The sequence below is a fragment of the Deinococcus aquaticus genome (assembly GCF_028622095.1).
GTDB classification, from domain to species: domain Bacteria; phylum Deinococcota; class Deinococci; order Deinococcales; family Deinococcaceae; genus Deinococcus; species Deinococcus aquaticus.
This window is the reverse complement of the sequence record NZ_CP115165.1, coordinates 2554352-2581331: the sequence shown is the minus strand read 5'-3', so window position 1 is coordinate 2581331 and position 26980 is coordinate 2554352. Positions and strand designations below refer to the sequence as shown.

General features: G+C 48.2%; 28 protein-coding genes. 7 read left to right on the top strand and 21 right to left on the bottom strand.

Annotated elements, in window-relative coordinates; all coding sequences use genetic code 11:
* Nucleotides 1-9: 9 nt before the first annotated feature.
* The 8 genes from M8445_RS12535 to M8445_RS12500 all read right to left on the bottom strand — a co-directional run bounded on the left by M8445_RS12535 (nucleotide 10) and on the right by M8445_RS12500 (nucleotide 9080).
* Nucleotides 10-4887: a phage tail tape measure protein gene (locus M8445_RS12535; protein WP_273988121.1), complete on the bottom strand. Its 4878-nt coding sequence runs from the start codon at nucleotides 4885-4887 to the stop codon at nucleotides 10-12.
* Nucleotides 4888-5202: 315 nt separating this feature from the next.
* Entirely contained in the window at nucleotides 5203-5667 is a 465-nt protein-coding gene (locus tag M8445_RS12530; protein WP_273988120.1) for a hypothetical protein, read from the bottom strand.
* A gap of 59 nt (nucleotides 5668-5726) precedes the next feature.
* On the bottom strand, nucleotides 5727-6233 hold the full coding sequence (locus tag M8445_RS12525) for a hypothetical protein (RefSeq protein WP_273988119.1): 507 nt from the start codon (nucleotides 6231-6233) through the stop codon (nucleotides 5727-5729).
* Nucleotides 6234-6250: 17 nt separating this feature from the next.
* Nucleotides 6251-6634, bottom strand: coding sequence for a hypothetical protein (locus M8445_RS12520; protein WP_273988118.1), 384 nt, complete (start codon nucleotides 6632-6634; stop codon nucleotides 6251-6253).
* Complete coding sequence (locus M8445_RS12515) at nucleotides 6631-6957, bottom strand: HK97 gp10 family phage protein (protein ID WP_273988116.1); 327 nt, start codon at nucleotides 6955-6957, stop codon at nucleotides 6631-6633. The genes M8445_RS12520 and M8445_RS12515 overlap by 4 nt, the downstream gene beginning before the upstream one ends.
* Nucleotides 6950-7222, bottom strand: coding sequence for a hypothetical protein (locus M8445_RS12510; protein WP_273988115.1), 273 nt, complete (start codon nucleotides 7220-7222; stop codon nucleotides 6950-6952). Before M8445_RS12510 ends, M8445_RS12515 begins: the two co-directional genes overlap by 8 nt.
* 435 nt (nucleotides 7223-7657) lie before the next feature.
* On the bottom strand, nucleotides 7658-8527 hold the full coding sequence (locus tag M8445_RS12505; RefSeq protein WP_273988114.1) for a major capsid protein: 870 nt from the start codon (nucleotides 8525-8527) through the stop codon (nucleotides 7658-7660).
* A gap of 73 nt (nucleotides 8528-8600) precedes the next feature.
* A complete protein-coding gene (locus M8445_RS12500) occupies nucleotides 8601-9080 on the bottom strand; it encodes a hypothetical protein (protein WP_273988113.1) in 480 nt (159 codons plus the stop codon).
* A gap of 230 nt (nucleotides 9081-9310) precedes the next feature.
* On the opposite strand from M8445_RS12500, the gene M8445_RS12495 reads away from it, so the two are divergent.
* Nucleotides 9311-9991 (top strand): hypothetical protein, encoded by a 681-nt coding sequence (locus M8445_RS12495; protein ID WP_273988111.1) that lies wholly within the window; start codon nucleotides 9311-9313, stop codon nucleotides 9989-9991.
* A gap of 1 nt (nucleotide 9992) precedes the next feature.
* On the opposite strand, the gene M8445_RS12490 is transcribed toward M8445_RS12495, so the two are convergent.
* From M8445_RS12490 to M8445_RS18340, 12 genes are all read right to left on the bottom strand, one after another.
* On the bottom strand, nucleotides 9993-10739 hold the full coding sequence (locus M8445_RS12490) for a hypothetical protein (RefSeq protein WP_273988109.1): 747 nt from the start codon (nucleotides 10737-10739) through the stop codon (nucleotides 9993-9995).
* A gap of 89 nt (nucleotides 10740-10828) precedes the next feature.
* Complete coding sequence (locus tag M8445_RS12485) at nucleotides 10829-12154, bottom strand: phage portal protein (protein ID WP_273988108.1); 1326 nt, start codon at nucleotides 12152-12154, stop codon at nucleotides 10829-10831.
* A 27-nt stretch (nucleotides 12155-12181) separates the two neighbouring features.
* Nucleotides 12182-13636, bottom strand: a complete 1455-nt coding sequence (locus M8445_RS12480; protein ID WP_273988106.1) for a phage terminase large subunit family protein — start codon at nucleotides 13634-13636, stop codon at nucleotides 12182-12184.
* 459 nt (nucleotides 13637-14095) lie between these two features.
* Entirely contained in the window at nucleotides 14096-14554 is a 459-nt protein-coding gene (locus M8445_RS12475) for a hypothetical protein (RefSeq protein ID WP_273988104.1), read from the bottom strand.
* Nucleotides 14547-14708 carry a hypothetical protein gene (locus tag M8445_RS12470; protein ID WP_273988103.1) on the bottom strand — a complete coding sequence of 54 codons (162 nt, stop codon included), beginning with the start codon at nucleotides 14706-14708 and terminating at the stop codon, nucleotides 14547-14549. The genes M8445_RS12475 and M8445_RS12470 overlap by 8 nt, the downstream gene beginning before the upstream one ends.
* 7 nt (nucleotides 14709-14715) lie before the next feature.
* Nucleotides 14716-14964, bottom strand: coding sequence for a hypothetical protein (locus M8445_RS12465; protein ID WP_273988102.1), 249 nt, complete (start codon nucleotides 14962-14964; stop codon nucleotides 14716-14718).
* A 548-nt stretch (nucleotides 14965-15512) separates the two neighbouring features.
* Complete coding sequence (locus tag M8445_RS12460; protein ID WP_273988101.1) at nucleotides 15513-15980, bottom strand: hypothetical protein; 468 nt, start codon at nucleotides 15978-15980, stop codon at nucleotides 15513-15515.
* Nucleotides 15981-15992: 12 nt separating this feature from the next.
* Nucleotides 15993-16136: a helix-turn-helix domain-containing protein gene (locus M8445_RS18345; RefSeq protein ID WP_420704106.1), complete on the bottom strand. Its 144-nt coding sequence runs from the start codon at nucleotides 16134-16136 to the stop codon at nucleotides 15993-15995.
* A gap of 367 nt (nucleotides 16137-16503) precedes the next feature.
* Nucleotides 16504-17091, bottom strand: a complete 588-nt coding sequence (locus tag M8445_RS12455; protein ID WP_273990908.1) for a GIY-YIG nuclease family protein — start codon at nucleotides 17089-17091, stop codon at nucleotides 16504-16506.
* Nucleotides 17092-17317: 226 nt separating this feature from the next.
* On the bottom strand, nucleotides 17318-18055 hold the full coding sequence (locus M8445_RS12450) for a helix-turn-helix domain-containing protein (RefSeq protein WP_273988100.1): 738 nt from the start codon (nucleotides 18053-18055) through the stop codon (nucleotides 17318-17320).
* A gap of 153 nt (nucleotides 18056-18208) precedes the next feature.
* On the bottom strand, nucleotides 18209-18490 hold the full coding sequence (locus M8445_RS12445) for a hypothetical protein (RefSeq protein WP_273988099.1): 282 nt from the start codon (nucleotides 18488-18490) through the stop codon (nucleotides 18209-18211).
* A complete protein-coding gene (locus M8445_RS18340; protein ID WP_380090407.1) occupies nucleotides 18487-18627 on the bottom strand; it encodes a ribbon-helix-helix protein, CopG family in 141 nt (46 codons plus the stop codon). The genes M8445_RS12445 and M8445_RS18340 overlap by 4 nt, the downstream gene beginning before the upstream one ends.
* Before the next feature lie 307 nt (nucleotides 18628-18934).
* On the opposite strand from M8445_RS18340, the gene M8445_RS12440 reads away from it, so the two are divergent.
* The 3 genes from M8445_RS12440 (at nucleotide 18935) to M8445_RS12430 (ending at nucleotide 22543) form a co-directional block, all read left to right on the top strand.
* Nucleotides 18935-19795, top strand: coding sequence for a hypothetical protein (locus M8445_RS12440; protein WP_273988098.1), 861 nt, complete (start codon nucleotides 18935-18937; stop codon nucleotides 19793-19795).
* Nucleotides 19792-20556 (top strand): hypothetical protein, encoded by a 765-nt coding sequence (locus M8445_RS12435; RefSeq protein ID WP_273988096.1) that lies wholly within the window; start codon nucleotides 19792-19794, stop codon nucleotides 20554-20556. The genes M8445_RS12440 and M8445_RS12435 overlap by 4 nt, the downstream gene beginning before the upstream one ends.
* A 172-nt stretch (nucleotides 20557-20728) precedes the next feature.
* Nucleotides 20729-22543 (top strand): recombinase family protein, encoded by a 1815-nt coding sequence (locus tag M8445_RS12430; protein ID WP_273988095.1) that lies wholly within the window; start codon nucleotides 20729-20731, stop codon nucleotides 22541-22543.
* Here M8445_RS12430 and M8445_RS12425 read toward each other — a convergent pair.
* A complete protein-coding gene (locus tag M8445_RS12425; RefSeq protein ID WP_273988094.1) occupies nucleotides 22521-22712 on the bottom strand; it encodes a hypothetical protein in 192 nt (63 codons plus the stop codon). The two genes, M8445_RS12430 and M8445_RS12425, sit on opposite strands and share 23 nt — an antisense overlap.
* 77 nt (nucleotides 22713-22789) lie before the next feature.
* Between M8445_RS12425 and M8445_RS12420 the strand changes: the two genes are divergently transcribed.
* From M8445_RS12420 to M8445_RS12410, 3 genes are read left to right on the top strand one after another with little or no spacing between them, the layout of a single operon-like run.
* Entirely contained in the window at nucleotides 22790-24199 is a 1410-nt protein-coding gene (locus M8445_RS12420) for an MFS transporter (protein WP_273988092.1), read from the top strand.
* Nucleotides 24200-24248: 49 nt separating this feature from the next.
* The gene (recG, locus tag M8445_RS12415) at nucleotides 24249-26591 is read left to right on the top strand and encodes an ATP-dependent DNA helicase RecG (RefSeq protein WP_273988090.1); all 2343 of its coding nucleotides are present in this window, start codon (nucleotides 24249-24251) and stop codon (nucleotides 26589-26591) included.
* The gene (locus M8445_RS12410; protein ID WP_273988088.1) at nucleotides 26591-26944 is read left to right on the top strand and encodes a DUF705 domain-containing protein; all 354 of its coding nucleotides are present in this window, start codon (nucleotides 26591-26593) and stop codon (nucleotides 26942-26944) included. The genes recG and M8445_RS12410 overlap by 1 nt, the downstream gene beginning before the upstream one ends.
* Nucleotides 26945-26980: the final 36 nt, after the last annotated feature.

The following is a 26980-nucleotide window of genomic DNA, read 5'->3' as shown; positions in this document are numbered from 1 at the left end:
TAACCTTCCTTATCTGAGTGACTTAATTAATTTCTTCTCTACCAGCCTAGCTATCTCGTTAGGGTCTGAGTTACCACTAACATTTATGGTCACACTAGTCTTAGTGTCGTTGACTACCGTGTTATTACTGCCACTCCCGCTACCCGATGTGCTACCGCCTGTAGGTGGTGCAGGTGTTGCTATTGGGGCTGTGCCGGGCGAATCCGCACTTAACTCAGGCAGCATGCTTAGGCTGAATGGTTTCCAACCTAGAATATTGATGCTGTTCAAGAATGCAGCTACAGTGTTCCAGACAGTCTTAATCACTCCATATACCGCTTTTATGATTCCACCTACTACTTCAACAAAGAATGTCAGGATGGGCAGCAATGGCTTGATGATAGCTTCCATCATCACCTTCATGATGTTCAGCAGCGGTTCAAGCACGGTAGCTAGCATGTTGATAACTGGTTCCAGCAAGCTAAAGCCAAGTAGGAACATCTCCCCTACTCGCTGGAATATGATGCCTAGCTGTGGCATCTTAGCAAACAATCCACTGACTAATTCAATCAGCCAAGAGAATTCAGGTAGCGCTTTAGATAGGAGTGTCATTGCACTACTGAATATGCTAGTTCCGGCATCCTTGTAAGCACCGGCATTAGCATTTGCGGTATCGCCTTCCGCTTTAGCTTTGTCCTCTGGAGTGTTGAATATACTATCAGCCAGATTAGCATTGTTGCTTGATATAGACGCATACGCACTGCCTACAGCACTTGCCATATCTTTGATAAACTGTTGCAGCAACTCCTTCCACTTGCTTAGCTGCTTGTTCTGCGCTTCCTCGGCTTGCTTGGCAGTCTTGCCTATCTCTTCTCGTTCAAGTCTGTGACTATCTATAACAAGCTGCTTCTTGGCCTCATAGAGTGCATTTATGCGTGCGGTCTGTTCTTGAGTCAGTCCCTCTTTTTCAAGTTCAGCCTTCTTCTCAGACTCGATTGCAGATAGCTTGACTTCCATTGCATCAGCAATTGACTTAAGTTTGGCATCTTTTATCTTGCCAATGTATGCAAGTTCAATCAGTGCTTTCTCTTCGTCAGTCTTGGCAAGTGCAAGCTTGGCATTCTTTTCTGTATCAAGGCTACTCAGCTTAAAGCTTGATACCTCGGATACCAGCTGCAATTCTTTGGAAGCAATATCAGCATTCATCTTGTCTCTTGCAGCAGCAGACTTGCTGTCGAATTCACCGCCTAGCTTGCCGGACTTCTCAGACTTGGCAGACACAACGGATGATTTAGCATTTGTGGTATTTGAGACGATAGCATCAACCATTGCCATTCCAGCAACATCATCAGTCCTCTCGAATACTTCCCTAAGCAGCTTGAGGCGTTCAAGCGCATCATCATACTTCTCTATCAGGGCGTCATAAGCAGCCACACCATCACTGACATACTTCTCTTTTGGGGAAAGTGAGACACCAAGTTTGTCGAATTCATCAGATAACTCAGCGGTGGATTCAATAACATCATTCACACCACTAAGCGCACTAGCTTTAATTGATTGAATATTCTTATCGATATCAGATAGCGCGTCGTCTAAGTCAGTCAAGCTTTCAGAGTCAATGCTAGAGATGGTGCTTCTCAAGTTTTCCAATACTTGCCGCGCTTCAGTTAGGCCAGCAATACTTGATGTGTCGATAGACTTAGTTGCTGCATCGATAATATCTTTTGCAGCTTCCTTGTTTATCCTCACTCTTTCTTCCACAACTTTCTTATTCAGTGCCATCTCATCTTCAGCTATTTCTCTAGCATTCTTAGACCTAATGGCAGCTATGGCGCTTTCTGAATTGGCCTGTAATGCCAGCCTAGCATTTAGGTATGATTGCGTAAGTTGGTTAGTATCGATTCCTAAAGCAGATGCCTCGGCAAGTGCAGCGGTATAGTCTCGGCTTAACGCACCAGCCTTAGCATTGCTTTCATCTTCTAGCTTAGCAATGTCTAATTCTAATAGCTGTGCTAGATACTTCTTCTTGATTTCCAACTTGGCAGACTCGTTATCACCAGCTAGAGACAGTTCATCAGCTAGTGATGTTTCTACAGCTTGTCGCCTAGCGTCAGAATACATGCCATCTGCCGAATCGTTAAAGTCGGCTATAGCCGCGCCAGTCTTATTGACTACCTTGAAGTATTCTTCCAGAGAATCGTTTAGCTGTTGCTGTGCCGCATCTTGTCTCTCAGTTGCCCTAGACTCTGCTTCAGCTTGCAAGATGGCTAGTTTCTGCACATCACCTAGCGCACTCCTTCCAGCGAGTCTTTCAATGGTAGATGCTATATCCGCATCAGACATATCTTTGACTGACGCACCAAGCTTACCAATCTCTTTATTCAGTAATTCCTCTGCCTTCTTCCTATCCTCAGCAGCCTTCTTAGCTTTGGCATCTGCATCAGCCTTCACCTTTGCAGCAGTTGCAGTAGCATTAGTCGAAGTAATGAGTGACTTAGCTTGATTGTATTGTGCTGAAATATTCTTGTTTGACTCAAGGTTTAACTTATCTATTTTCATCCGCAAGTCTTCTACCTTGCGTGCATATGCTATGGCTTGGTCTTCAGTGACTTTTCCTGTTTTGACTAGCCGCTGTTGGTCTTCCACGAGTCGCTTGATTTCTGTAGACAGACCCGCTATGTCCTCAGCCGTAGCTTTGAACGGTGCAGCGGTCTTGCCCGCGCTGGTTGTTTTAGGTGCAGCCACATCAGCACCCGCAATGTTCCCGCTGTAGCCGGTGCTTGCTGGTGTGTTGACTGGTACAGAAACAGGTGCAGGTACACCAGTCGAGACAGGCTTAGCCGGAAGCTGCACATTCTGCACCTGGACATTGGGTGGTGTCTTCATAGCTGCCTGAGTGTTTGAGGCTAGGGAACGATAAGCCGCGCTTGCCCCATTCACTGCACCTGTAACGCTGTTCCACCCAGCTTCTACTTTGTCGAGTCCCTTACCAAAGGTGCTGTTACTCTTCGCAGCAGCATTGGCTTGTGCCTGAATATCAGCAGCAGCACCACCGAACAGATTAGAGACAAACCCACCAACGCTGTTTAAAGCTTGCTGTAGTGACTGACCTAAAGCTATTCCCATCTTCTCTAGAATGGCGAATACAGGTCTGAGGACATTAGCTATGTTATTTACTAGTGATTTTAGACCATTGAGTATTCCCGCACTAGCCGTATTCAATGCAGCGAAGACCGACACAAATGGTTCTATGAATGCCGCGTAGATGATTAGACCTACACCAGACAGGATAGTTCCTATACCTTTAACTATTGAACCTAATGCCTTACTTGTTATGTCGAGAGACTTTAGAAAAGCCTTCCATAGCATGTCTGAGTTGTAAACGACATATTTGATACCATCTACAACTTTACCAACGATAGTGACTATGTTAGCTATCATCGGCTTCAAGAAGTCCCTAATACCTAAGAAGTTATTTCTATAAGCTAAATACAGACCGCCTATCGCAGCGACAGCCAATGCAATAGGCCACATAGCAGCACTAATACTAGCCGCTATAGAAGTTCCTGCTACTCGTGCAGATGCAGCGAATCCCAGCATTGTAGTCTTGAGTGCAGTAAAGCTAGCACCTACACCCGCAAGCATTGGTGAAACAGTGCCGTATATAGCAACACCAGCACTCACAGCACCAGCGACTAGGGCTAACGCTGTAACTGTGTTCTGTATCGGGGTAGGTAGGGCATTGAAGGCATCACCGATAGTAGCTATGCCATCAGTGACTAGCTTGATGTACGGCATCAGCGAGTTGAGAAGGTTGAGTATTGAATCACCAATGGGCATGAATGCCGCTACTAGCTGTCTTCCTACTCCCTGAACCGCTGAACCTAAATCGTTATATGCTATGTCGAGTCCTGACGTAGCGTCCTTCATGTCTTCCATTGCAGTCTTCTGTAAATCAACAGCAAGAATGGCTTTACCACCTATATCTTCCCATTGAGTACCGAACAGACTTACACCAATAGCATTTTGCTTAACTTGGTCATTGACTCTTGAGAGTCTTTCTTGAATCAACTTGAAGGCATCACCTTTAGTCATCTCGCCTGAAGCAAGTTCTTCTGAAACCTGCTTGGCTGATATGTTCAGTTCGCCTAGTGCATCAGTAGTAGTTTTGCTTCCATCGATAATTCTGATACCAAACTCTTTGAACGAGTCGGCTATCTTGTCAGTGCCTAATACTCCACCTTTCAAACCAGTCTGAAGGGCAGAGAAGAATTCACCGCTACTCAGCTTCATTCCAGCAAACTGATTAGAATACTCGCCTATGGTGTCCAAGAAGTCACCAGATGCGTTTAGTCCTGATTGCATGCCTTTAGTGATGAAGTCATTCGCCTCTTTCTGACTCAGGCCAAAGTCATTCATCAATGTCTTCACCGCATCGACAGATTCAACTATCTCAACACCGAATACATCTTTGAGTCGATACGCATTCTCAGTGGCATTCTTCAAGTCCTCATCTGAAAGACCCTTAAGCTGTCCTCTGACGGTTCCAAGAGAAGCAGTTACTTCACCTATAGAAGCACCAAAGTTATTCTTGAAAACATCTTTGGCAATCACACCAAGTTGCTTTGCCTCTTCCGCTGTCAGCCCTAATGAGGCTTGAAGCTGGTTCTGTGCTTTGTGGGCCTCAGCAGAGACACTCGTGATGGCCCCAATCGCCACACCCACTGAAGCAGCAATGCCAGCAGCAATAGCAATGCCAGAGGTTGCGAGAGACTGAGATGCGGCAGCACCCGCATTGGCTGTCTCGTTGGAAAACTGGTTTACGCTGTTCTGCGCTTGGTTCAGACCATTCTGTAAACCGCTGATGTTTGCGCCTATCTCAACCGATAGCCTTAATAAGTCTTGCATTATTCTCCTTAAATTTATAAATCAAAAAACCCTAACCATAAGGCTAGGGCTAGTCGGTTAATTAGTCTTCAAACCCATCAGTTAAGAATTTGTCTACGGCTTTTCTTTCTTCAGTTCTGAAATCGTAGCCCACAGCACCCATACCTACTTGTTTGGATAGTAGGTCAAAGCATCTATCTATATAAAGGTGAAATACCTCATCATACATCTCTAGAATATCATCGTAGGTATATCCCATCTCCCTAGAGAGGATGACATAATAATCAGCTAACTCTATCTCGATACCGCTATCAGATTTATTCTGATTGAACTTTTTTACCCATTCTGGTTCATCTGGAACGGATTCATCAGAAGCATCTCTTTTGACTTTCCCAGACTCGGATTAACCTCAAAAATAGCATCTACAGCAGCGTCATATTCATCGAACTCGATATCTTCCAAGTCTGCTTTATCAGCTTCAACACAGCTTTCAATTAGCCACATATTGTGCGCCCCACCGGCTTCTATTGCCATTTCACCTAGCATGGCTTGAATATCCTCAATGGCTTTATCAACATCTTCTTCAGCTATTCCAAGTGATTCTAGATTGCCATTCTGTACAGCTAACTGTATCTTGGCTAACTTCATCTGACTAGCTTGCGCCTTCTTGGTTCTGTCCATTTTGGCAGCGATTAGTTCATTAACTTCTCTGACTTTTAGCCTCTTCACTTTGCACTGCTTACCGTTGATGGCTACTTCTGTAGGCATACCAATTATCTTTTCATCATTAGTTCTTTTCATATTAACTCCTTAAATGAGTAAAGACCCTAACCATTCAGGCTAGGGTCAGTTGAGTAAGCTTAGACAGCGTAGGCGATAGTTACAACAGCAGTGTTACTGCCGTCGCGTACAGCATCGAACTGTAGTCCAGCTTTAGCTTCTGAGTCCTTACCGAAAGCTAAGTCACCACTGACTTTAGCTACCGCACGTTTGAGGGTGATAGTGATATCTTTTCCAGTTGTAGTGTCTCGACCAACAAATACAAGCAAACCGTAGTTTACGTTGAAGTTGCCAGAGTTGAGAGTAAGAGTATCAGTAGCAACAGCATAATCAGCAGGCGTAGTGCTGACCATAGCTTGCATCTGTTGTAGGTCAAAGTTATTGACTACAGCCTTCATGCTAGCGGCGCGTCCGGTTAGCATCTTGCCGATGGCATAGTCGCTTGACTGACTGGAGATATCAGAGTAGCTGTCTTCATAGGTGAAGCTAACTGCTTCAGAGAAGTCAGAGAAAACAACGGCAGTGCCGCCAGTAGGAGTGAAGGTTAGAGTCTTGGGAATAACTTGTAGCATTTTGCGTGTTGGCATAATTTATTTCTCCTTGTTTATATTAAATTGAATCGAATAGTTATATTGCCATTGGGCATGATATTCATACCCAGATAGCTACAGTGGAATGTTGAAATTATCGAACCGTCTAAAGCGTCACTCACAGCAGCAGATAAAGCTAGCGCAGAGTCACCTGATATGAATATCTTCAGAACTGTGTCAGATAGCCTAATTTTGGTTTCTGATGATTTAGCCTGAGTTGTTTCAAGCGCGTATACCATGAAGCATTTGCCATTCTTAGGCAGTTCATACTCTATGGGAATTTCATTGAAGGCAATAGCTTTGGTTGTAGAATCAAATAATCCCAAATAGTTATTACTCGCATCGACACCAGATAGCATTGTATATAAGCCATTGATAAGGCTGTCTATGTTTTTCATTGCAGATTCTCCCTAATCCTGTCAAGTATCTTCACCTTTTGTCGTGAGATTGGGCCGGTTAGATAGGGAGTACCTGCTATGAATCTGCCTGATTTGGACACATAGCCTTCATGGACATACAAAGCGTACTTAGTATTAGCAGTGACTTTGTAGGTAAGGTCAGATACCTTCTCAGCTTGGATTGAGTGCATCAGCGCTTGAGTGTCTTTAGGAACATCCTCTCGTGCCTCAGCTTGTACCATGACAGCGGTATCTTCCAACGCTTTTTCAACAGCATCATGCACGCGCTGTAGCAGGCTATTAAATAGCTGATTGTTACTCATTGGCTATCACCAGTAAGTGTGCATGATTTCTGAATCTACCCCGAACAAAGCCAATTACTTTCAGCTTCATATCCGAGTATTCCAACACATCACCAATTTTAAGAATCTCGATGGTTGAGAATGAATAAGCACCGTTATTGATATATGCACCATCAGAGTAGCGCTTGCTATAGTCAGCAAGTGACATAGGGGCAATTGAACCGCCTATCATGGCATCCCTTGTATAGATTAGCTTTTGCTTTCCCGGTATTCCAGTCTTAGCCACAGATAGTAAGTAAACTGGTTTCATATCTACCAGCTTCTTACTATGCTGCTTGTAACTAATCCACCACGAATATTACCGGAAGGCCAGATACCTAGAGATTCGTTGAGTTCGGCTTGCGCCTTCAAGAGTGACTTCTTTGTAGACTCAATATCTACAAAGCCATATGACCCACTAGCTTCCGATAAGCTGGATAGCCTGTCGGGATTGGTGCTTATGGCAAGATAAACAGCTTTATAGACTTGGTAGTAGTCTGATAGCTGGTATCCCTTGAGGGGAAGCTTTGTCTCTTCTAGAAACTGTATCCACTCTGCATCAGTCAAACTGAAGGGTGGATTATCTCTGTTGTCTCTGGATATACTTCTAACTCTAGCTAAAGCGAAACTCTGAACAGAATAGTTAGCCGCTAGTGGGTTAGTATTCATGACTAGCCTAGAATTACAGTGTGCGCTTGAGGCGAACAGCGCTAGTTAGGGTCTTCTGGGCTAAACCAGCGTACCAATCGATGCGGGCTGTCCAGACTGGTGCAGTGGCGTTGTCATCAGGGCTGATGACTTTGACTGTGGGTGTATTGGCTTGAATGCCATGAACACCATCAACACCAAAGCGAACAGCGTAGATTTCACCGTCTGCGAGAATCTGACCGGCAGCATTGCGGCCCGCACGGATGAGGGGAATACCGGCGTAGCTGCTGACGCGGCTGCCTACCAAGTCGATATCGTTGTATTTAACGAGTCCACTAGCACGGGCAAGACCGTTAAGCTTAGCTAGAGTCTTATCGTTCACGAAAATAGCGCTAGCATCACCTTCAATAGCTAGAAGGGCTGAGTCAACATCATCAAGAGTAATGACAGTAGCAGCGGTCATATCTTGAGAAGTAGCAGTTAGCAGCTTCTTGAGTCCGTCGAAACCGTTAGCATCAACAGTAACATCACCGTTGAAGAATTGGTCTTGGAATGCGATAGCAGTGCTACGTGCCTTACTGGCAATCTGTGCAGCTAGTTGGTCGGTAACGTTGCTACCAGTTACTTCTAAGAAGTTATCGACTTGTGCTTTACCACCAAGTCTGCCGAGTGAAGCAGTTAGGCGGGTGAATGCCTGAGTGCCTTCTACGTAGTCGGCATTGATAGCGCGGGTAGTGCTACCAGCGGCTAGGCCAGAATCCCGAACATAGACGGTTGCAGTTCCGGTGATGTTCTCGAATGGCAGTAAACCTAGTAGTGGGTTCTGAATGTATGTATTGTAAATAACGCCTGACTGTACTTCATCTTGTACTAGCTTTTGTGCTTCAATTAATGTTAATGCCATGTTAGTTATCTCCTATGATATGAAATGGAATAAAAAAATGACAGGCAAATCACCTGTCTAAATGATACTCACCTTATTGTTTAATTAGTTTAGAGAGTCCGGCTGATAGCTTGCTTTCGTTGGGAACTGCTACTGCTTGCGCCTTAGCATTTCCGGTATCAGGAATGACTACTCTTGACTTACCGACTAAGAAAGGATACTCCTCAATAACTTTGTTCAATCCATCTTGAATGTCTTCCGAATCATCAAGCATTTTTATAGCTAGCTTCCTTGCTGATTCTTCAGTAATGCTTACTCTATCTAGTTCAGACTGAATTAGGTGTTGCCTATTCTTTAGCTTGGTTTCCGCTATCTGCTGTTCCCATTCATTCTTCTCTTCTTCTAGTTTTGACTTAGCATTGTTTAACTCTTCCATTGCAGTCTTAAGGCTTTTCAATTCCTGCCGCTGCTTGTAGTTATCTTTCTTGAGGTTTTCAATTAGTTCTTGAAATTGGCTATCCGGTGTTGTTACTGCTTCCGCATCATCAGCAGTGTTTTCTATTGTTTCTGACATTCATACTCCTTTAGTTATAGTGCAATTGTATTTATTAGATTTGAGTGCTGCCCTGTAGCTGGAACACCAGTGGGGCCGGGTGACGGCAGGTCGGGGCAGAATTGGGGGGGTACTTTACCCCTCGGGAGATTCCAGAGGCACCTTCACGGCGATTCTGTGGCCTTGTTGAAATGGGGGGTGACGGGCAAATCTGCTTGACATTGAAAATCGGATTTATATATTGAGATTCAATGACAAAATCACATATGCGGCGCATCAATGTTCTCTCGACTCTTGCACTCGCTATGTTTAGCGCAGCCTCAGCGGAAGATATCAATTGCAGCACTGTCAAGCTTAATCAATGGCAAGTTACATATATCAGGCCAGCAGTCTTCCCTACTCCATCACAAACGGTAAAGCAGCACTCTAGAGATAATAGGCCATTCAGCGACTTTAGCGCTTGCGGTTTCACTCTCTCTTCTGATGCTAATAGTTTTACGATTAAAGCCACCAGCAAAGAGAGACTTTCAGAAGTTCTTACTCTTAACGGTGATAAGAGGATTCTTGCATATATTGCGAATAGCTATTATTTAGATGGAGTAGGTTCATTCACATTCTATGTTGCATTTAACACATTGTCCAACACCCTCTTTACCGATGCGTCTGCATTCATTAAAGATGAGACATACGATGAAAAACAAGGATATATACCCTTCAAAGATAACACAGTAGCCTATAAAGTCAATGATGGGCCTCTTACACCACTCTTCTTCGATGGCGAAGTAACACTTTCGCCTTCATTCTCTGATACCGATGTGCTTGATGTGTACATCGTTGATAAACTTAAATATAATTCTGTTCCCAGATTCACCCTAAATCTGAAAGAGAACAGCGCTACTTTTTGGTTCAAATCAACATTCCCCAAACAGTAATTCAGACATAACCCATTTCCTTCTTCCATTCATCGATTGGCGTAGGTATGGGCTGATAATAGCTAGAACTAGAAGGATGTAACGGCAAGTCCGGTGCATCCTCATATTTCATTCTCCCCTTCCGCTGGTACGGGTCACAGAGGCAGGGTTCCTTGTGTCTCACACCGAACTTCAACACCACGTAGCTGATGTGCCGGAACTCACGGACAGCGAGTTTCTGAACACCGTGCTGCACTCGACTGTTCTCAGTCAACAGCAGCCGTCTGATATTCGATGCCGACTGTTGCCCGGTGATTCCCCTCACCAGTCCGGCTAGCTGCTTTGGGTTCCTGCCGTCTGCGAATCCAGCGGCTACCATCTGCATTAGCTTGTTCTCAGTGGCTTTGTTTAATCCCCATATCCGCTGTGACAATGGGTAGCCGTTGTAAGGCTTATTGACCCACTCGTTTAGAATCGTCTGCTTGATGGCAGGACTCATGAACAAGCTACTGAGGGCTAGTGCATCTGCTTGTGCAGCACTGATGCCGGTTGATGCTATGAAGCTTTGAATTTGTAGAGTCTCGCCTTCAAATATCACATCTAGTATCGATGCTAGAGACTGGTACATAGCCACGAATCTTTTACCAGCTATCGAAGTAGGCATCTTGCCACTCTTCAAATACTCTGCTACGCCTTTAGGGTCTTCCTTGAAGAATGCTGCTATAGCTTTCTTGTCACCATCTTTCACCATCACTGCGATTTCACTCATGGCATTCTCGATAATGTCAGCATCAGCAGAGATGGCTTTTTCTACCAGCAACCGCATTGCTTGACTTACCCGGCTACTATAGTCTTCCATTAGACACCCAGAAGGCTAGAGATACTGGCATTGGGATTAGCAGCCTTCTCTTTGGCTATTCGTGATAGTTCCTCTGATGTGCTGTCGATGCAATCGGAGTTATCGAGTAGGGTCTGAAGTGACAGCGCACCGGCAGTAAATAGTTCCAGCGCCTCAGCATGTGCCGTATTGTCAGCTAGTGAGTTATGCCCACTGACGTAAGCCTTGATTTTGATATCGCTAGTCTTCTGTCCTAGCATGTACTCAATAAGCTTCAGAATGGTTCTATGGAAGCTAAGCATGAACGATTTGAGATGTAGCTGCTTCTCTGACACAGCGCTGTTGAAGTCGCTTAGCATGTATCCCAATGCGGTTCCTGATGGTATCTGACCTGTCAGTAGACTCAGAGAGTTAGTCGATATAGCGATTTCCTTAGTCAGTGCTTCAATACTTTCTTTGAGTGGTGTGATAGCGGGCATCTCGACACGTCCAAACTTGGTGCTGTCTGATTCGCTTTGTAGTGTCATCCCAGCACCCATAATCAGAGGCTTGGTGTTACCCGATTCATCATATGCAATCTGCACACCAGTAGCGGTATATATCGGGAATCCGTGATAGTGATTAACTAAGCGCAGTGATGTTAGTGCATCATTTAGTGATTCTTGCAAAGTCACTATACCTGCAACATCACTGGAAGTAGTGCTACCAGTTAGAAGGTTATTGACTACAAATGCCATTGGATAAGGCGCAAGTGGGTTAGCATCAGTCTTGACTAGTCTGTATCGACTACCATTCAACTTGTACACTTCTATAGCATTGTTGGTAAATACTTCTAATCTATCTCCAACCAATATGCAGATGCTATCGATGTTTCCATATTCGTCATGCCTTACGAATGAGGTATCCGCACCAAACACAGCAATGTCAACATCTTTCAGAATGTCTTCAGTAGATTTACCTGCTACATTCACTAGCCCTTCTTCATCCCTAGCATGCCTAAGTATGAGTTTCACAACGCTAAAGCCGTATAGACCCTGATACCGCGCTATGCTGGTTAGTTTACTACCAAAGCTTATCGAGTCATGCCATTCTTCTAATGCTAATTGAATACCCGAGTCAGACAACTCTACAGAAGCATTCTTGCCCGCTGATGCACTGGCATATCTATTGACTGTTTTGCTTATCCAATTGTCGAATACCAAAGTGTTTTCAATGGTCCTGCCCATCGGAAGCACAACGGATTTTCTAGGGTAGTCGGTGTAGAAGTCGCTGTTGTAATAGTTGCCAATCTTGGAAGCGGATTGCATAGCTTTATATTCGTGTGATGCTATTTCAAAGTATTTCATTTATCTCCTAAATATGATGTTGAATGTTTATCTAATGCCACTGGTAATAACTCTACCAGCACCTTTACTTGATTGTTTGAGTATTGGCCTCAATGCTATTTCTACCGAGTCAAGCGCGTCATCATGTACTTTCATAGATGGGAAGCTAGCCCATTCGTTTCTGAAGATACCGTCACTATCAAAGCCATGAGACAACTGAATCTTGCCACTCTCGAACAGAGGCGCTAGCAGTTGCATACGGATATCCTTACCTTTACTCGTGTGACTAGGGAATACAGGTAGATGGGTATTCCTGAACAGCATTTGGAATGTTGCCATCTGTGCAGCGTTGCTTTCTACCGTTACTTTCAATGGCTTGATATGCCATGACTGATACTCGCTTTTGATGTTCTCAATGGTGGTAGGGAAATCAGACCGGCTACGGTGCATCTTTAGCAGATAGATTCGATTGGTCTTCTTGTCCACTCCAACTGTGGTGATAACGGTGAAGTCACTGTTGGTTTTATCCGAGATAGCTAAGTCAACACCCATATATAAATTCATCTGTTCAATAGGTGGTACAGTCGATACAGTTAGCCATTCTGGTTTCAGTAGGTTTCCAGTGAAGCTACTGATATCGTTCTGATACTCCCTGAGAAAGCGCGTGCTTCCGGTGTTGATACGGCGTAGCATTAGTCTTTCGATGGGCCATCTAACCGGGTCTAAGACTGCTACTTCTTCTGCTATCTCGACACCAGTGATAACCCCGTTGCTGTCCCTGATGTATTCGCACGTCAGGTCTTCCGGTCTGTGGCTGGTGATGGCAGGTTGAACAAGACAGTAGTAACTCTTGTTGTCAAGCAACTCTGAGTACAGGTCATGTGCGCCTTTGCGTGTGCCTAGCACGATGGTCTTTCCCCCATCACTTACCAAGCTGGACAATTCCCCGTTGAATCTCTCTGATAGCTTGTCTCGTTCAGTAGGTGAATCCGCTTTGGTGCTGTCTATCAAGTCATCACAGATAAGCAAGTCACAGCGACTACCGACAGCAGCCGTACCTATGCCAATGGCCTTGATGGTGGGTTCTGTGTAGATGTTCTTTCGCTTCAGTGTCAGACCATCCGCACCCCATACACCATTCCCTTTCACATCACCGAATAGCTGTCTAATGGTGGTGTTGGTTTCCAGAATCGACTTGATACGCTGCAACATCCCTGTAGCCAAGCTATCTGAGATGGTGACAATGAGTATTCGTATCTCTGGGTTGTACAGGACCTTGTGTAGCAGGTAGGTAGTCAGGGTGCTTGACTTCAGGTGTTCTCTCGGTGCAAGAAGAAGCACGTTACTGTAATTCTCAAATGATTCAAGCCACACCTTCTGATGTGGCCTGATGAATTCCTCGGGTGTTTTTAGAATGTTACGCTGGAAGAAAACTATGTCTCGCCTTCCGGCTTCTCTGATGATTGCGCTTCTTTGCTGCTGAGTTATTTTTATATTATCCATGAGTCTTTAAATAGCCCTAGAAGCGCACAGAATGGCTATTAAGGCCATAGCTAGCGCTTGTGCGTATCTCCTTCTGTTATTTAATTGCTAAGCCTTAGAATGGCTTATATCGACAAACTAGACATAAATACTATGTAGTCAATAATTAGATTGCATATGGCATGCATCAGATAAGTAAGCATGCTTAAGTGAGTTAGGGTGAATCCTACTACCGAACCAAAGTGTGTGTTAATTTTTGATAGATGAACAATCATATAGTGCTATGTGTTGTAGCTTCTCCTTTAATAGAATGTGATTAGTTGTGCAAGTAGCATAAGTACGTGAGTTTGTCAAGTAGGTCAAATAGCATGATTAAGTGTGATGGCGGGTATTGACAAACTCTTACTTATCGAGTAGCAGAACTAGTTATAGGTCTAGTTGTGTAGCAACAATATTTCTTAGTGTGAAATAGCTGTCGGGTTAGTCAGATACAAGCAAGGCTGCTAGCTTCTCTAATTCCTCATCTGTCAGTGTCTCAACTGGCAGACTCGATACGTCCTGAGTTATCGCAGTCGGCTTGCCCGTCAGAAGCGCATACATCTCAAGCGCGGTCTTGGCATCCTTGAAGCTGCTGATACTCAAGTCACCCACACTGTCTTCCAACTTCTTGAAGATGGTGTCGGCTAGGGACACACGAGTAGCCGCGCTGCTGTACTCCTTCTCTTCATACTGCGCTTTAACCAGACTCGCCAGCCGGTCAGCCTCTTCATTCAAGCGCTGTTGCCATCCGTACTTCACTGACATTCGATGCAAGCTAGTCAGGCTAAGTCCAGTGGCCTCTTCCAATCTTCTTAAGCTTCTGGCATTACCCATTGTGCGGTATAGCTGGAAGTAGTTTTCTTGTTGCAGTTCCTTGTTCTCTTGTAGCAGTTTAGGCATCAGGGCTAGCCTCTTCAGTGTAGTTAGCCTCAGCATGCGCTGTTGCAGCCAGCAATGTTAGTGCTGCATCTTGTGACATTAGTAACTTCACCATCTTGTCAATCTCATGTGATTTGTCATCCCTGCGAGTTATCTTGTTTTCCTTCTTCATCATATCTCCTTTAAACTAAGTCGAATCTATAAGTAGTGCTATTTACTTTCACCATCTTGACATTACGCAACACACCAACCTCTTCTAGATAGTTGACAGTTAGTGTATTGACTCGTGAAGCATCAAGCCTGCTTGTTACAACAACACCACTCAACACTTCACCCATACCTCTTCCCCTGAATCGAGAATACAGATTGAATACTTCAATACCTAAGCCATTGTACTTAATCTTTATGTCTTTCTTCTGTTTTGGTGTCATCAGTAATACTCCTATTATAATTAAATATGCTATGTGATGCCGTGTATTTTATATATGCCGGTGCGAGTATGTACCAGATAGCAAAATGAAGTGAAGTGACTGCTAATGCCGTTACCATGATTCACCTAATGCTGTCTTTATCTTGGATATACATTCTTCTTCATTTGTTTCATCCCAATCATCGATAATGCTATATAATTGCTTACTATTAGGCAAGCCAAGATTAGCCATAATCGCACGATATGACATGTCCAATTCAATACAATCGACAGGCGATAAGCTAAGCTTCTGTGCATACTGGTTATCGCACTCAGAACAGTAATAGTTTCGGAAGTGTGAGGGATAGTATCTATGCCCGCATAGCTTACAAGCGGGTCTGTGGTGATAAGGGATGTTGTAACCAGCGCTTACAAGTGACACCATCAAGCTATAGCGAGTCAGGATGCACGGGGGTTGATAGCTACCCATCTTCAGACGTGTCTCGACTGTCACATATCGCTTTTGGTTGTTATCCTTGTTGCCTTCTAGCATGATGCTGAGACTTGACATTAAATCTCAACCTTCTTGTAGAACGCAATACGCTTGATGTTCTCTTTGCTTAATCCGTATGTCAGTGTTTCAATTTCAGTTGATGGATTGTTGACTTTCCTCAGTGTCCATAGTTCAGGATGAGTCATGAACATCTCAAGCACTTGACTTCTCTTGACAGTGAATAGTTCGTTGGTTTTGACAAAGTAAATCATGTACCAATCAGCCTTGCTTGTGGCGATTCCACTAGGCTTACCGTTATGCCAAAACTCAAAGACTACGTTTGGATATACGGTGTAGTCACCCTTGATTTCGATTGTCTCTACTCTGCCTTTATCGTTTCCTACCTTGATATCCCATTCAGGATGCTTGCCCTCTGGACGTTCCAATAAGTCCCATCCCTTGCCGGTTAGGTAATTGATAATTCCATCTTCTACTTTTACGCCTTCGCTGTAATTCTTATCCCATCTCTGCTTGTTTGATAACATGTTAAATCTCCTTTAATAAGTGATAAGACCCGCTTGCGCGAGTCTGACTATGCTTTTGCTAATTGTTGATATAGACATTCCGGTTATTTCAGATAGCTGCCTATGCGTAATGGACACCGATAGCATGCCGCCGCTGCTTGTGCATAAGCTAATCAAGGTACTCAAAAGGGTAAATCCTGAATACTTTATGGACTTGATTCGTGAAAGTACCTGCTGATAGTCAATGCTAATACCAGCAACATTAGTGATAAATGCGCTGGTATCGATGGTGTAGATATTCGATTTTCTACTGATGTTAACCAGCCTTGCCCTTTGAACTGAATAGTAGGTGTCTCACTAGCTTGCTTATGCTAATGCCCTGCTTATCAGATTCATCTTCTAGCCACACCCTTAAATCGTCTGGAATCCTAACTATAATAACCTTGTTCTTTCTGTTTTTCATACTCACCTTCCCTGTTATGTAATTCATTTGTATTACTTATACTCTTATTATACGGCTGACCTAGTTTTCAAAAGTAGCACTTTAGATATACTCGACTACATAACCCCGATGGCTTTTAACCATACCTCTTGCGACCTTAGACATGATGTTAGGATTCAAGTTATTATCGACGCTAAATTTCCTGAGACTCAGTGTCTCGACTACTTCACCATCTGGCTTTGTGACCCTGCATCTCTTGGCTTTGCCGTTGACATAGTTTTTAGGTTTGCCCATTGCCGCGCTGGACAGACTCTCTCGGTGTTCCTGAGACAGTGGCTTGTGCAACTTTTTCAGCCGCATGATTCGCTTGGCTTGGTCGGTGTGCTTATGCCCTTCACAGCCTTCACCACCAGCGGTCAGATTAGTCAGCAGGCAGCCTAGCGACTTGAAATATGCTATGTAGAACTTCTCAGCTTCTACCCAATCTTTGCCGCATGTCTCGATAATCACCATCTCTGGCATCAGTCCTGCATCCTTGAGACTGCGAATCCACTTATCCCGATAGCTGTTACCTTTAGCCCTGCAATGGCTTTGGTAGCGCTTGACTGTGTTATTGGTCTTGCCTATGTATCTAAGTTCCTGTGTCTCTGGGTTAATAAGTCCATATATATAGTTTTGCATCCAAATCATCTCCAATTATTTAAGTGAATTACGATACGTGTAGGAGATTTGCAGACTCACCGATCCTACCTGTACTTTAATTCAAGTCTTCATCTGCGAATAACAAAAGAGAGACTAGGAATTATCCCAATCTCTCTGTAGAGTCGCTAATCTCGATAGGTACTCGCTGCACTGCGCCCTATCTCGATAACGCTAACGGTTCACTGCCATACATCTTATGGCATGCTATAGATGGTTAAGCAGACAGCGCTTCTAGTTGGTAATTTAGGTACTCGGTAACTTCTTGGTACTCCGCACGGTCTTTCCTAACCAGCATGCTTACCCACTGGTTTTTATCTGTGCTGATAATGTCGCTGTATTGTTTATCGAGTGCGAGTGCGTATACCTGATTAGCCAAGCTATAGACAGCCATTATCATTTCACTTGTCATGGTTTCGGGTCTATGTCCATCTGCTTCTTCATGCGCCTCAGCGGTCTTCGCAACGCCCGGTGCCGGTTCGGTCACTGCGGTTTGACTCATGGCATGGTTAGATGATTGGGTCTTCTTTACGGCGGATTTCTTAGGTTCAGTCTTGGCTTTAGGCGCTAGTGCTTTCACTGCGGCTACAGACATGGCATTGTCATCATCCCTAGCGACTTTGAATCCTAGTTCAAATGGTGTCTTGACTACGTAGATGCTGCTACCTGTCCTATCGTTACCACGCTTCAACAGGATGATGTAGCCCTTGTCTCTCAGTGTGTCCAATGCCCTAGCTATGGTCCTCACACTCAGTCCCAGATTCTCAGATAGCTTGTCCTGACTAGGGAAGCACTTATCTTTACCACCATTGGAGTAGCGCAGATATGCACCGTAGACTTGTGCTTCCGCGCTGGTTAGGGTTGATTGAATGTTGGTATCGTAGAACTGATTCATGTAGAATATGTCTTCTGACTTGCCGCTTCTCTTGCCTTTACTTTCTATATTATTTTTCATATTTCACTTCCTATAGTTATAGTTATTCGTTATGAGTATTCGTTATCTTATTCGTTATAGTATGCCATCTGTGACATATTTATGTCGTAAATGTCATGTACACTTGTCGTAAATGTCACATACACTGTCGTAAATGTCATATGCACTTTTGCATCACAGCCAGCCGCTTACTACCATTAACATGCTATTTCTCTCTAGTTCATTGACTGCGATAGCAGCAGCATTCAGGGTCAGACCCGCAAGAGTAGCTAATTCAAAACTAGTCATCCGTGCTACCAAGCCATCCGACTTAAGCGCAATGGCTACTATGACTTTCGATGCATCACGGGTTAGCGGATACTTTAGACCCTGTATGGCTTGACTGTTGACTAATACTCCACCGCTGCCATTCTCATTCTTCTTGATGATGCCATTGTTGATAATAAATACTTTCATTGCTTATTCTCCTTGATGTATTGCTTGATTGCTTGTCTAATTATCATGCTATATGGTGTATCGCTATCGACTGCATATGCTTTCAAATCTTCCATTAACTTCTTGTCCAACCTGATTCCCAATCTGACTTCTTTCATGCATCTCCTTTGTTAGTACGTTGTTCGTACTTCTTATATCTTTATTATACGGACGACCTAGGGTTTTTATTTTCGAAAAGTAGCGCATAAATTAGGATTCTAGAAACCGATAGTCTACCCACAACATGCCATCGAATTAAGATACATGCAGGAAATTAGATAAACTAATAATTCTGTAGATTATTTCCTTTGCCGTATCGAAATTGCTACTGCTATCTATCTCGCCTAGCCCATAGCATGTTCATATCTGATAGGTATATCGACTGGACCTATCAGCACTGATACCTATGCATGCCATGTGGTGTTCGTGCAGGACACCCGCGTAGCGTGTGGCATGTGCAGGGGCGGGTGCCGAACCAGCGTGTTAGCGTCTGGTGTGGGCATAACCGAATTGACATCGATGCTTCAGGTTGCGGCTGCTACGCCACCACCTACACCCTTCTGGAACAGTCCTCAAGTGCAAGGTGCGTTTATCGCGCTATCTGGTGTTGTAGTCACAGCAGTAATTAATTCCATTCAAAAAGATAAAGAGATTCGTCATCAAAAAAGAGAAAGCGAAATCAAGAGGGTGCATGAATCAGCTGCCAATTATCTGAAACTTCTAGGAGAGGTTTCAGTAAAACTTGATGAGATAGATAGCGATATAAGAAAGACCAGACAAAGTCTTTTTGGAATAGATATTCTGATTGAGGACTACTCCAGACTACGCACTCACCTCAATGAAGTGCGCCCCATTGTCGAAGAGATGGTTGTACTGGAGAGTAAAATCAATACGCAGGAAAATAATAGCAATATAACGAATAAATTGATTCAATTATCTAAGTTCATAGATATCACGCTAACATCTAGCTTAGTTTTCTTTGAGAACGATAATTATTCTAAAAAGCTAGTATCTAGGTTAGGTGACAATATTCTTGATATTCGGAAAGATTATATACTCACTATTTCATATCTCTCTTCGCTAGTTAGCAAAATCAGAGACTCAATTGATTTGGAATCCGCTACAGAACCAGACAATAGCGCCACTCTCGATAAATATTACATTTCCCGAAGAAATTTATATGACAACATAGACTCTACTATAAAACTCCTAAAAGATGAAAGATTCAAACTATTGGACAGCATATCGACAGAGGTAGCATCGAAAAACAGAAGGACTGAACGATGACGCTACCTGAACTTATACCATTGGTTCAACCTGCCGCAGAAGCAGCCAAAACTAGCACTAGTTTATTTAATTGGTCTTTAATAATATCTAACATTTTAGGTGCGTCAATAGCACTAATGGGTGTCTTTGCAACCGCAAAAGTTAGCGAAAGAAACAAGGATAAGGAGTTGGAGAGGCAAAAAGAGGAAAATTTAGTTAAGAGGAAGCATGATTCAGCCAAGGAGTATTTAATATCTTTAGGAAAAGTATCATCAAGCATCAAAGAAATTGACCATAGACTTTTGGCGTTCTCCGCCATCATAAGATATGCAATAGGGACAATACATCACGAAATACCCGCGCATGATATCGAGAGGCTAAATAATAAGATAGCCTTATTTAATGACTTGATTTCCGAATATAAGTCTAGTAATGCAATTGATGATGTGGAATCTCAATTTGAAGAGACTATCAGATTAATCGACATGGAATTAAACTCAATGATTTATCTCGCAGAAGATAATTCAGATTTTCAGACTAAGCTTGATGCAATTGAAGCTTTAGTTATCTCCACGAGAAATAGACACAAGCAAATGGCACATCAAACCCGTATGCTGTATTTTTATATGTCTAGAGACGATTATAGAGATAAGCTTTTCAAAAGATTGCAAGAACTGGTCGGCGAATATTATGTTTTTGAAAAAGATATGCAGGAAATTAACACCAAAATCAATCAACTAAGAAGAGACGCGCTAGAATCTACTAAAAAACAAATCTCCTGACCCGCAGTCTGCCACACCCGCAACCCCGCTGGAAGGCTGGTGGGCCGACTTCAGATAGCACAGTCACGCATACTAGCTATGCCACTTCCCGCACCGTCAGATACACCATCTGGCGGCATGACTCGCTTTCTCTACTAAGTTAACTTTGTGGTAGGCTGTTAGCATGGACACTATGAGAACCTTTCTGACTTACACCCGCGTCAGCACAGCAATTCAGGACACCAACACCAGCATCAGCCGACAGGCAGAGGCGTGTGAACGGTGGGGCAAAGACCAAGGCTGGACACTCGTTGAGTGGATTCACGACACCCAGACCGGCAAGAGTTATGGGGAACGTGCGGGCATTCAGAAGGTTCTCGATTTAGTCGAGTCTGGACGTGTCACCGATGTTGTCTGCTACAGCGTCGATAGGACCGGACGTGAAGCGCTGGTTATCCAAAGCTTCTTCAAAGATATCTACTTGCGTGGTGGGCGCGTTACTCTCATCACCAAGAGTAAGACCTACCCTACTTTCAACTCAATCAAGAAAGACACTCTCTTTGATGTAGCCGTAGCAGAGTGGGAACGTACCCAGATTGAAGACCGCATGAGTCAGGGTAAGATGTTTGCTTTCAAGGAACTGAAAAGCTACATCTACTCACCCTCATACGGATACGATATCAAGTCAAGACAGGTGCTTCACAACGGACATAAGGTGAAGTATACCTATCTTGTCATTAACGAGAGTGAAGCAGCTATGGTGCGGGTAGCTTGTGAGAAGTTTGTAGAGTGCAAAAATCTTGGTGAAACTAGCAGGTATCTCAACGATATTGGCATCAAAGCTAAGAAGAATGGTAAGTTTGGTACTACTCAACTTAACCAGCTACTTACCCGCGTTATAATGTACTCAGGCCAAGAAAGAGAAGAAGTTTACATGGGTGAATCTAGAATGGTTAGCTATCCCGCTATCATATCGCCCGAACTAGCACAGCAAGTTCTGCTAACCCTGCAAGTAGTCAGCAAGAAGCAAACTGGTAGCAGCACTGCAACACCACCATTCACCAAACTTATTACTTGCGCTAACTGTGGGCGAGTAGGTGTCGCTAATATGGGATGGCATAAGGGTAACAGCGCTAAGTTTGGTTTCATCTGCCAAACATTCAGGACTGAACGCAACGATAAACAGAAAAGTGGTGTATCGGCTACCGCTGTTAGCACCTGCCGTTCTCAAGTGGCATACAAGGTCTTCCATGACGCGCTTATTACGTTCCTTGATACTGTTGATGTTGAAGGCATCGAAACACAATATGAGTTTGAACTGTCTAAGTTGGTAACTGGTGTGAAGCACCTACAGTTGCAGATAGATGCCAAGACTGATGAGAGAGAAGCACTAAAAGCCAAGCAACGTGCCTTAGTAGACGCAAGCATAAAACTCGCTGGTGATGAAAACTTCGCTGCTATGGTCGGCGCATACTCCGAACACGTTAAGGACATTCAACAGCAGCTAGATAGCATTGATAAGCTAATTAGGCAAAACAAGAAATTGCTTGAATCGAGAGTTAAGGTATTCGACTCGCTTGGCATATCGCTTGAGGATATTGACAAGTTTATCATCAAGCCTATCGCTACCACATTCAAGCTATCTGATATTAAATCTATAGGCAAAAAAATAAGCGAGTCTTATCAGGATAAATCCAAGACACGCGGTAGGCTAACTGAGGATGCAGCCAAGCAGGCTTTTGAGGCATTCATCAAAGCAGAGGCATTGAAGGTGCGGGACACTCTGACTCAGCTACGCGCAGACTTGGAAGCTGAGGAATTCGAGAGGGTGAATCTGACGATGGTGAAGCTAGGGCTGCATTTCTCCATTGACTTTTCGGAGAGTGACCGGAAGGCACGGAACCAGACCGTAGGCGTACTGGTGGACTTTGAACCGCTTGAGAATATGCTGAGTGCGTCTGACACGGGCAAACCCAGCAAGTCTACTAACGGCACTTTGTATCTATGAAGTTGCCGCCAAGGGCGACGTAGCGGCGCAGGGCGGTGAGGCTCTCGTCGTCCTGCGCGCCTTTCCACATGTCCGCGCCGATGCCCCAGGCGCCGTAGCCGATCTCGCTGACGCTCAGGCCGCTGCGGCCCAGGGGACGTTGATGCAGTGAGTTGGTGTTGGTAGTCATGCCCTGACTGTAACGATTCAGATTCCATGAATCCAGTCGCGCAATCTTCATGACCGCGCCGGGAGTAGCCTGCACAGGTGAGCGCTCCCCCCACCCCAGCCCCGGCCCCCACCATCTCCCCGCAGGTCCGGCAGCTCGCCACGGTGGGACTGGTCGTTGGCGTGTTCCTCGCCGCGCTGGAGGCCAGCGTGGTCGCCACCGCCATGCCCAGCGTCATCGCGGACCTGGGCGGCGAACGCCTGTACGCCCTGCCGTTCGCGGTGTACCTGCTGACCAGCACGGTCTCCAGCCCCCTGTGGGGCCGCGCGAGCGACATCGTTGGGCGGCGCCGCCTGTACCTGTGGGGCGTCGCCATTTTCCTGATCGGGTCGGCACTGTGCGGCCTGAGCTCCTCCATGACCGCCCTGATCCTGGCGCGGGCCGTGCAGGGACTCGGCGCGGGCGCCCTGCTGCCCCTCACGCTGACCATGATCGGCGAACTGTACACCCTGGCCGAACGCACGCGGGTCCAGTCGTTCATCTCGGGCGTGTGGGGCATCTCCGGTCTGCTGGGGCCACTGCTGGGCGGCTGGCTGACCGAGAGCCTGTCGTGGCGCTGGACCTTCTACGCCAGCCTCCCGTTCGGTGTGGCCGCCCTGCTGCTGGCCCTGCGCTTCCTGCCGGAAACCGGGCGGCCCCGCCCCGCGCGGCTCGACTGGCCCGGCGCGCTGCTGTTCACGGCCGGCAGCGGCCTGCTCGTCTGGGGCCTGGAGCAGCGGCAGTGGCTCATGGTGGGGGGCGGCCTGCTGACCCTGCTGGCAGCCGTGCTGGTCGAGCGCCGGCACCCGGAACCGCTGCTGCCCATGCGTGCCCTGCGCCAGCGGCTGCCGCGCATCGCGTTCGCCGGGAACCTGCTGGGCGGCGCGGCGTACTTCGGCGTGATCGCGTACCTGCCGCTGTACGCGCAGGGCGTCAGCGGGGGCGGCGCGACCTCCGCCGGGGCGATCCTGACCCCCATGCTGGTCGGCTGGACCCTGACCGCCATCCTCACCGCCAGACTGGTCAAGACCGTACCGCTGGCCCGCATCGCGCAGACCGGATTCGCCGTGCTGGTCCTCATGTTCGCCGCGCTGATCTTCGCCGTGCACGCGCCGCTCTGGGTCACCAGCGTCCTGGGCTTCGCGGTCGGCACCGGCATGGGCCTGGCCATGCTCAGCCTGCTGCTCGCCGCGCAGGAAAGCAGCCCGCGTGAGGACCTCGGCGCCGTCACCAGCGGCGTCCTGTTTGCCCGGCAGATGGGCGGCGCACTCGGCGTGGCCCTGATGGCCCTGCTGATCGGCCCGGCCGCCATCGAAAGCGGCGGGTTCCAGCTGGCCGAGGGACTGCGCCGCGCGTACATCCTGGCCCTCACGCTGGTCACCGTGGCCCTCGGCCTCAGCCTCCTGCTGCGCGCCGTGCCGGCCGCTCAGGATGAGACCCACACCGCCAAGCCCGTCAGTCTGGAATAACGTCCCCCTCACGGACACCGCCGCGCGCGCTCTGCTAGCCTGAGCGCGCATGGCGACTGTGGCGGAACTGCGGGAGAAATTGCGGCGGCCCCTGAACGCCGAACTGGCGGGCGGCTGTCAGAACCGCGTGGTGGCGGGCGGCGTGGAGCGGCTGCTGGCCTCGCCGCTGGGGAACCCCTTCCCGAAGGTGCGCGAGGCGCTGCGTGGGTACGCGGAGCTGGACGGCCCGGAGCGTGAGGCGGCTCTGCGGGGGGCGCTGGCGCTGCTGGCCGACCCGGACGCCCCGAAACCCGCTGCGCCGCGCGCCGCGACTCGCACGGCCCCCCCGACCGCCGCGCCCGGCGAGCGCCTCCCGCTGGACGCCGAAATTGCCCGATTGGACACCGGCCCCGGCGGGGTGCGCAAACTGCAATCCCTGGGCCTGCACACCGTGCGGGACGTGCTGCACGCCTACCCGCACCGCCATGAGGACCGCCGCGCCCTGCCGGACCTGTCCGAAGTCGAGGACGGGCAGAAGGTCACGGTGGAGGGCCGGGTGGTCGCCAAGTCGCGCCGCAGCCCGAAACCCGGCATGCAGATTCTGGACGTGACCCTGGAAACCCCGTCGGGCGGGCGGGTGAAGGCCACGTGGTTCAACCAGCCGTGGGTGGAAAAGCAGCTACGGGAGGGCGCGAGGCTGGTCCTGACGGGCCGCGTGAAACGCTTCGGGCGCAGCGTGCAACTGGGCGTCGAGCACCTGGAAACCGTGGACGGCGCGCAGGACTCCCTGAGTACCGGGCGGATCGTGGGCGTGTACGACAGCAAGGACGGCGTCTCGCAGGAATTCCTGCGCCGCGCCGCGCACCGCGCCCTGCTGGCCGCGCCGCTGGACGATTACCTGCCCGCGCACTGGCGGCAGAAGTACGCCCTGACCGACCTGGCGGACGCCCTGTGGGGCATGCACTACCCGGCCGACGAGGCGCAACTGGCCCGCGCGAACCACCGCCTGCGCTTCGACGAGTACCTGTTCCTGGAACTGCGCATGCTGCTTCAGGGTGAGGACGCCGTGCTGGAAGGCAAACGCTTCGGCGCGAAAAGCGAGGACATCCACACCTTCGAGGGCGCGCTGCCGTTCCGCTTCACGAACGCCCAGCGGCGCGTGCTGCTGGAAATCACGGACGACATGCGCAGCGACCGCCAGATGGCCCGCCTCGTGCAGGGCGACGTGGGCAGTGGGAAAACGGCTGTGGCCGCCTGCGCGCTGTACCTCGCCGTGCGCGACGGCTACCAGGGCGCGCTGATGGCCCCCACCGAGATTCTCGCCCGGCAGCACTACGCGAACCTCGTCGGGTACCTGGGCAAACTGGACGTGCGCGTGGGCCTGCTGATCGGCGCGATGACCCCCAAGGTGAAACTGGAGATGCAGACCCGCATTGCCGAGGGCGACGTGGACGTCGTCGTGGGCACCCAGGCCCTCATTCAGGAGAACGTACGCTTCGACAACCTCGGGCTGGCAGTCGTGGACGAGGAGCACCGCTTCGGCGTGCAGCAGCGCCGCCGCCTCCTGACCGGCCGTCCCGACGTGCTCGTCATGAGCGCCACGCCCATCCCCCGCTCGCTGGCACTGACCGCGTACGGCGACCTGGAACTCTCGGTGATCGACGAACTCCCCCCCGGCCGCACGCCCATCGAAACGAAACTGATTCAGGACACTGCCCGCCAGCAGGCCTACGGGTTCGTCATGGGACAGGTGCGCGAAGGGAGGCAGGCGTTCGTCGTCACCGCTCTCATCGAGGAAAGCGACACCCTGGAACTGCTGGCCGCCACGCAACTCGCCGACGACCTGAAAACCATCCTCCCGGAAGCGCGCATCGACCTGCTGCACGGCAAGATGAGCGCCGCCGAGAAGGACCATGTGATGGACCGCTTCCGCGCGCACGAATTCGACCTGCTCGTCTCCACCACCGTCATCGAGGTCGGCGTGGACGTTCCCAACGCCTCTGTGATGGTCATCGAGAACGCCGAACGCTTCGGCCTCGCCCAGCTGCACCAGCTACGCGGCCGCGTCGGCCGGGGCAGCGCCAAGTCCTACTGCGTGCTGATCGCCGGGGAACACAGCAAGAAGACCCGCCAGCGCCTCAAGATCATCGAAGGCAGCACCGACGGCTTCGTCATCGCGGAAGCCGACCTGAAACTGCGCGGCCCCGGCGAGATCAGAGGCACCCGCCAGAGCGGCATCCCGGACCTGCGCCTCGCGGACCTCGCCAACGACACGCAGATCATCGAGCAGGCCCGCGAACTGGCGAAACACATCCTGGCCCACGACCCCAGGCTGGAACACCCCCGCCTGCAATACCTGCGCAGCGAGTTGCAGAACCGCAGCCAGAGCGTGGCATTCCGCGAGGTGATCTGATGACCCCTCCCCCGCTCGTGGTGTACGTGGATGTGGATGAGACGCTGGTTCGGAATGTGGGGCGGTCGCGGGTGCCCATCCCAGGCGCCATTGCGCATGTGCGGGAACTGGCGGCGCAGGGCGCGGAGCTGTACTGCTGGAGTTCCGGTGGGGCCGCCTACGCGCGGGACAGTGCGCGTGAGGTGGGGCTGGAGAGCGTGTTTATGGCATTCCTGCCCAAGCCGCAGGTGCTACTGGACGACCAGCGGGTCGAATCGTGGCGGCGGCTGGTGCAGGTGCATCCGCTGTCGTGTCCGGGCGAGTCGGTGGGGTCGTACCGGGCGGCCCTTGAGAGTGGGCGGCCGCCACGCTGAAACGGGTGCGCCGCGCCCGGGGCCCGGTGGCGGGCG

What these genes read in the sequence shown, in the direction of transcription:
- M8445_RS12535 (WP_273988121.1), bottom strand. Translation starts at nt 4,887, where the DNA reads ATGCAAGACTTATTAAGGCTATCGGTTGAGATAGGCGCAAACATCAGC.
- recG (WP_273988090.1), top strand. Translation starts at nt 24,249, where the DNA reads ATGGCGACTGTGGCGGAACTGCGGGAGAAATTGCGGCGGCCCCTGAAC.
- M8445_RS12520 (WP_273988118.1), bottom strand. Translation starts at nt 6,634, where the DNA reads ATGAAAAACATAGACAGCCTTATCAATGGCTTATATACAATGCTATCT.
- M8445_RS12475 (WP_273988104.1), bottom strand. Translation starts at nt 14,554, where the DNA reads ATGCCTAAACTGCTACAAGAGAACAAGGAACTGCAACAAGAAAACTAC.
- M8445_RS12465 (WP_273988102.1), bottom strand. Translation starts at nt 14,964, where the DNA reads ATGACACCAAAACAGAAGAAAGACATAAAGATTAAGTACAATGGCTTA.
- M8445_RS18340 (WP_380090407.1), bottom strand. Translation starts at nt 18,627, where the DNA reads ATGAAAGAAGTCAGATTGGGAATCAGGTTGGACAAGAAGTTAATGGAA.
- M8445_RS12470 (WP_273988103.1), bottom strand. Translation starts at nt 14,708, where the DNA reads ATGATGAAGAAGGAAAACAAGATAACTCGCAGGGATGACAAATCACAT.
- M8445_RS12490 (WP_273988109.1), bottom strand. Translation starts at nt 10,739, where the DNA reads ATGAGTGAAATCGCAGTGATGGTGAAAGATGGTGACAAGAAAGCTATA.
- M8445_RS12445 (WP_273988099.1), bottom strand. Translation starts at nt 18,490, where the DNA reads ATGAAAGTATTTATTATCAACAATGGCATCATCAAGAAGAATGAGAAT.
- M8445_RS12480 (WP_273988106.1), bottom strand. Translation starts at nt 13,636, where the DNA reads ATGGATAATATAAAAATAACTCAGCAGCAAAGAAGCGCAATCATCAGA.
- M8445_RS12455 (WP_273990908.1), bottom strand. Translation starts at nt 17,091, where the DNA reads ATGATTTGGATGCAAAACTATATATATGGACTTATTAACCCAGAGACA.
- M8445_RS12530 (WP_273988120.1), bottom strand. Translation starts at nt 5,667, where the DNA reads ATGAAAAGAACTAATGATGAAAAGATAATTGGTATGCCTACAGAAGTA.
- M8445_RS12435 (WP_273988096.1), top strand. Translation starts at nt 19,792, where the DNA reads ATGACGCTACCTGAACTTATACCATTGGTTCAACCTGCCGCAGAAGCA.
- M8445_RS12495 (WP_273988111.1), top strand. Translation starts at nt 9,311, where the DNA reads ATGACAAAATCACATATGCGGCGCATCAATGTTCTCTCGACTCTTGCA.
- M8445_RS12500 (WP_273988113.1), bottom strand. Translation starts at nt 9,080, where the DNA reads ATGTCAGAAACAATAGAAAACACTGCTGATGATGCGGAAGCAGTAACA.
- M8445_RS12505 (WP_273988114.1), bottom strand. Translation starts at nt 8,527, where the DNA reads ATGGCATTAACATTAATTGAAGCACAAAAGCTAGTACAAGATGAAGTA.
- M8445_RS12410 (WP_273988088.1), top strand. Translation starts at nt 26,591, where the DNA reads ATGACCCCTCCCCCGCTCGTGGTGTACGTGGATGTGGATGAGACGCTG.
- M8445_RS12425 (WP_273988094.1), bottom strand. Translation starts at nt 22,712, where the DNA reads ATGACTACCAACACCAACTCACTGCATCAACGTCCCCTGGGCCGCAGC.
- M8445_RS12430 (WP_273988095.1), top strand. Translation starts at nt 20,729, where the DNA reads ATGAGAACCTTTCTGACTTACACCCGCGTCAGCACAGCAATTCAGGAC.
- M8445_RS12450 (WP_273988100.1), bottom strand. Translation starts at nt 18,055, where the DNA reads ATGAAAAATAATATAGAAAGTAAAGGCAAGAGAAGCGGCAAGTCAGAA.
- M8445_RS12460 (WP_273988101.1), bottom strand. Translation starts at nt 15,980, where the DNA reads ATGTTATCAAACAAGCAGAGATGGGATAAGAATTACAGCGAAGGCGTA.
- M8445_RS12515 (WP_273988116.1), bottom strand. Translation starts at nt 6,957, where the DNA reads ATGAGTAACAATCAGCTATTTAATAGCCTGCTACAGCGCGTGCATGAT.
- M8445_RS12525 (WP_273988119.1), bottom strand. Translation starts at nt 6,233, where the DNA reads ATGCCAACACGCAAAATGCTACAAGTTATTCCCAAGACTCTAACCTTC.
- M8445_RS12485 (WP_273988108.1), bottom strand. Translation starts at nt 12,154, where the DNA reads ATGAAATACTTTGAAATAGCATCACACGAATATAAAGCTATGCAATCC.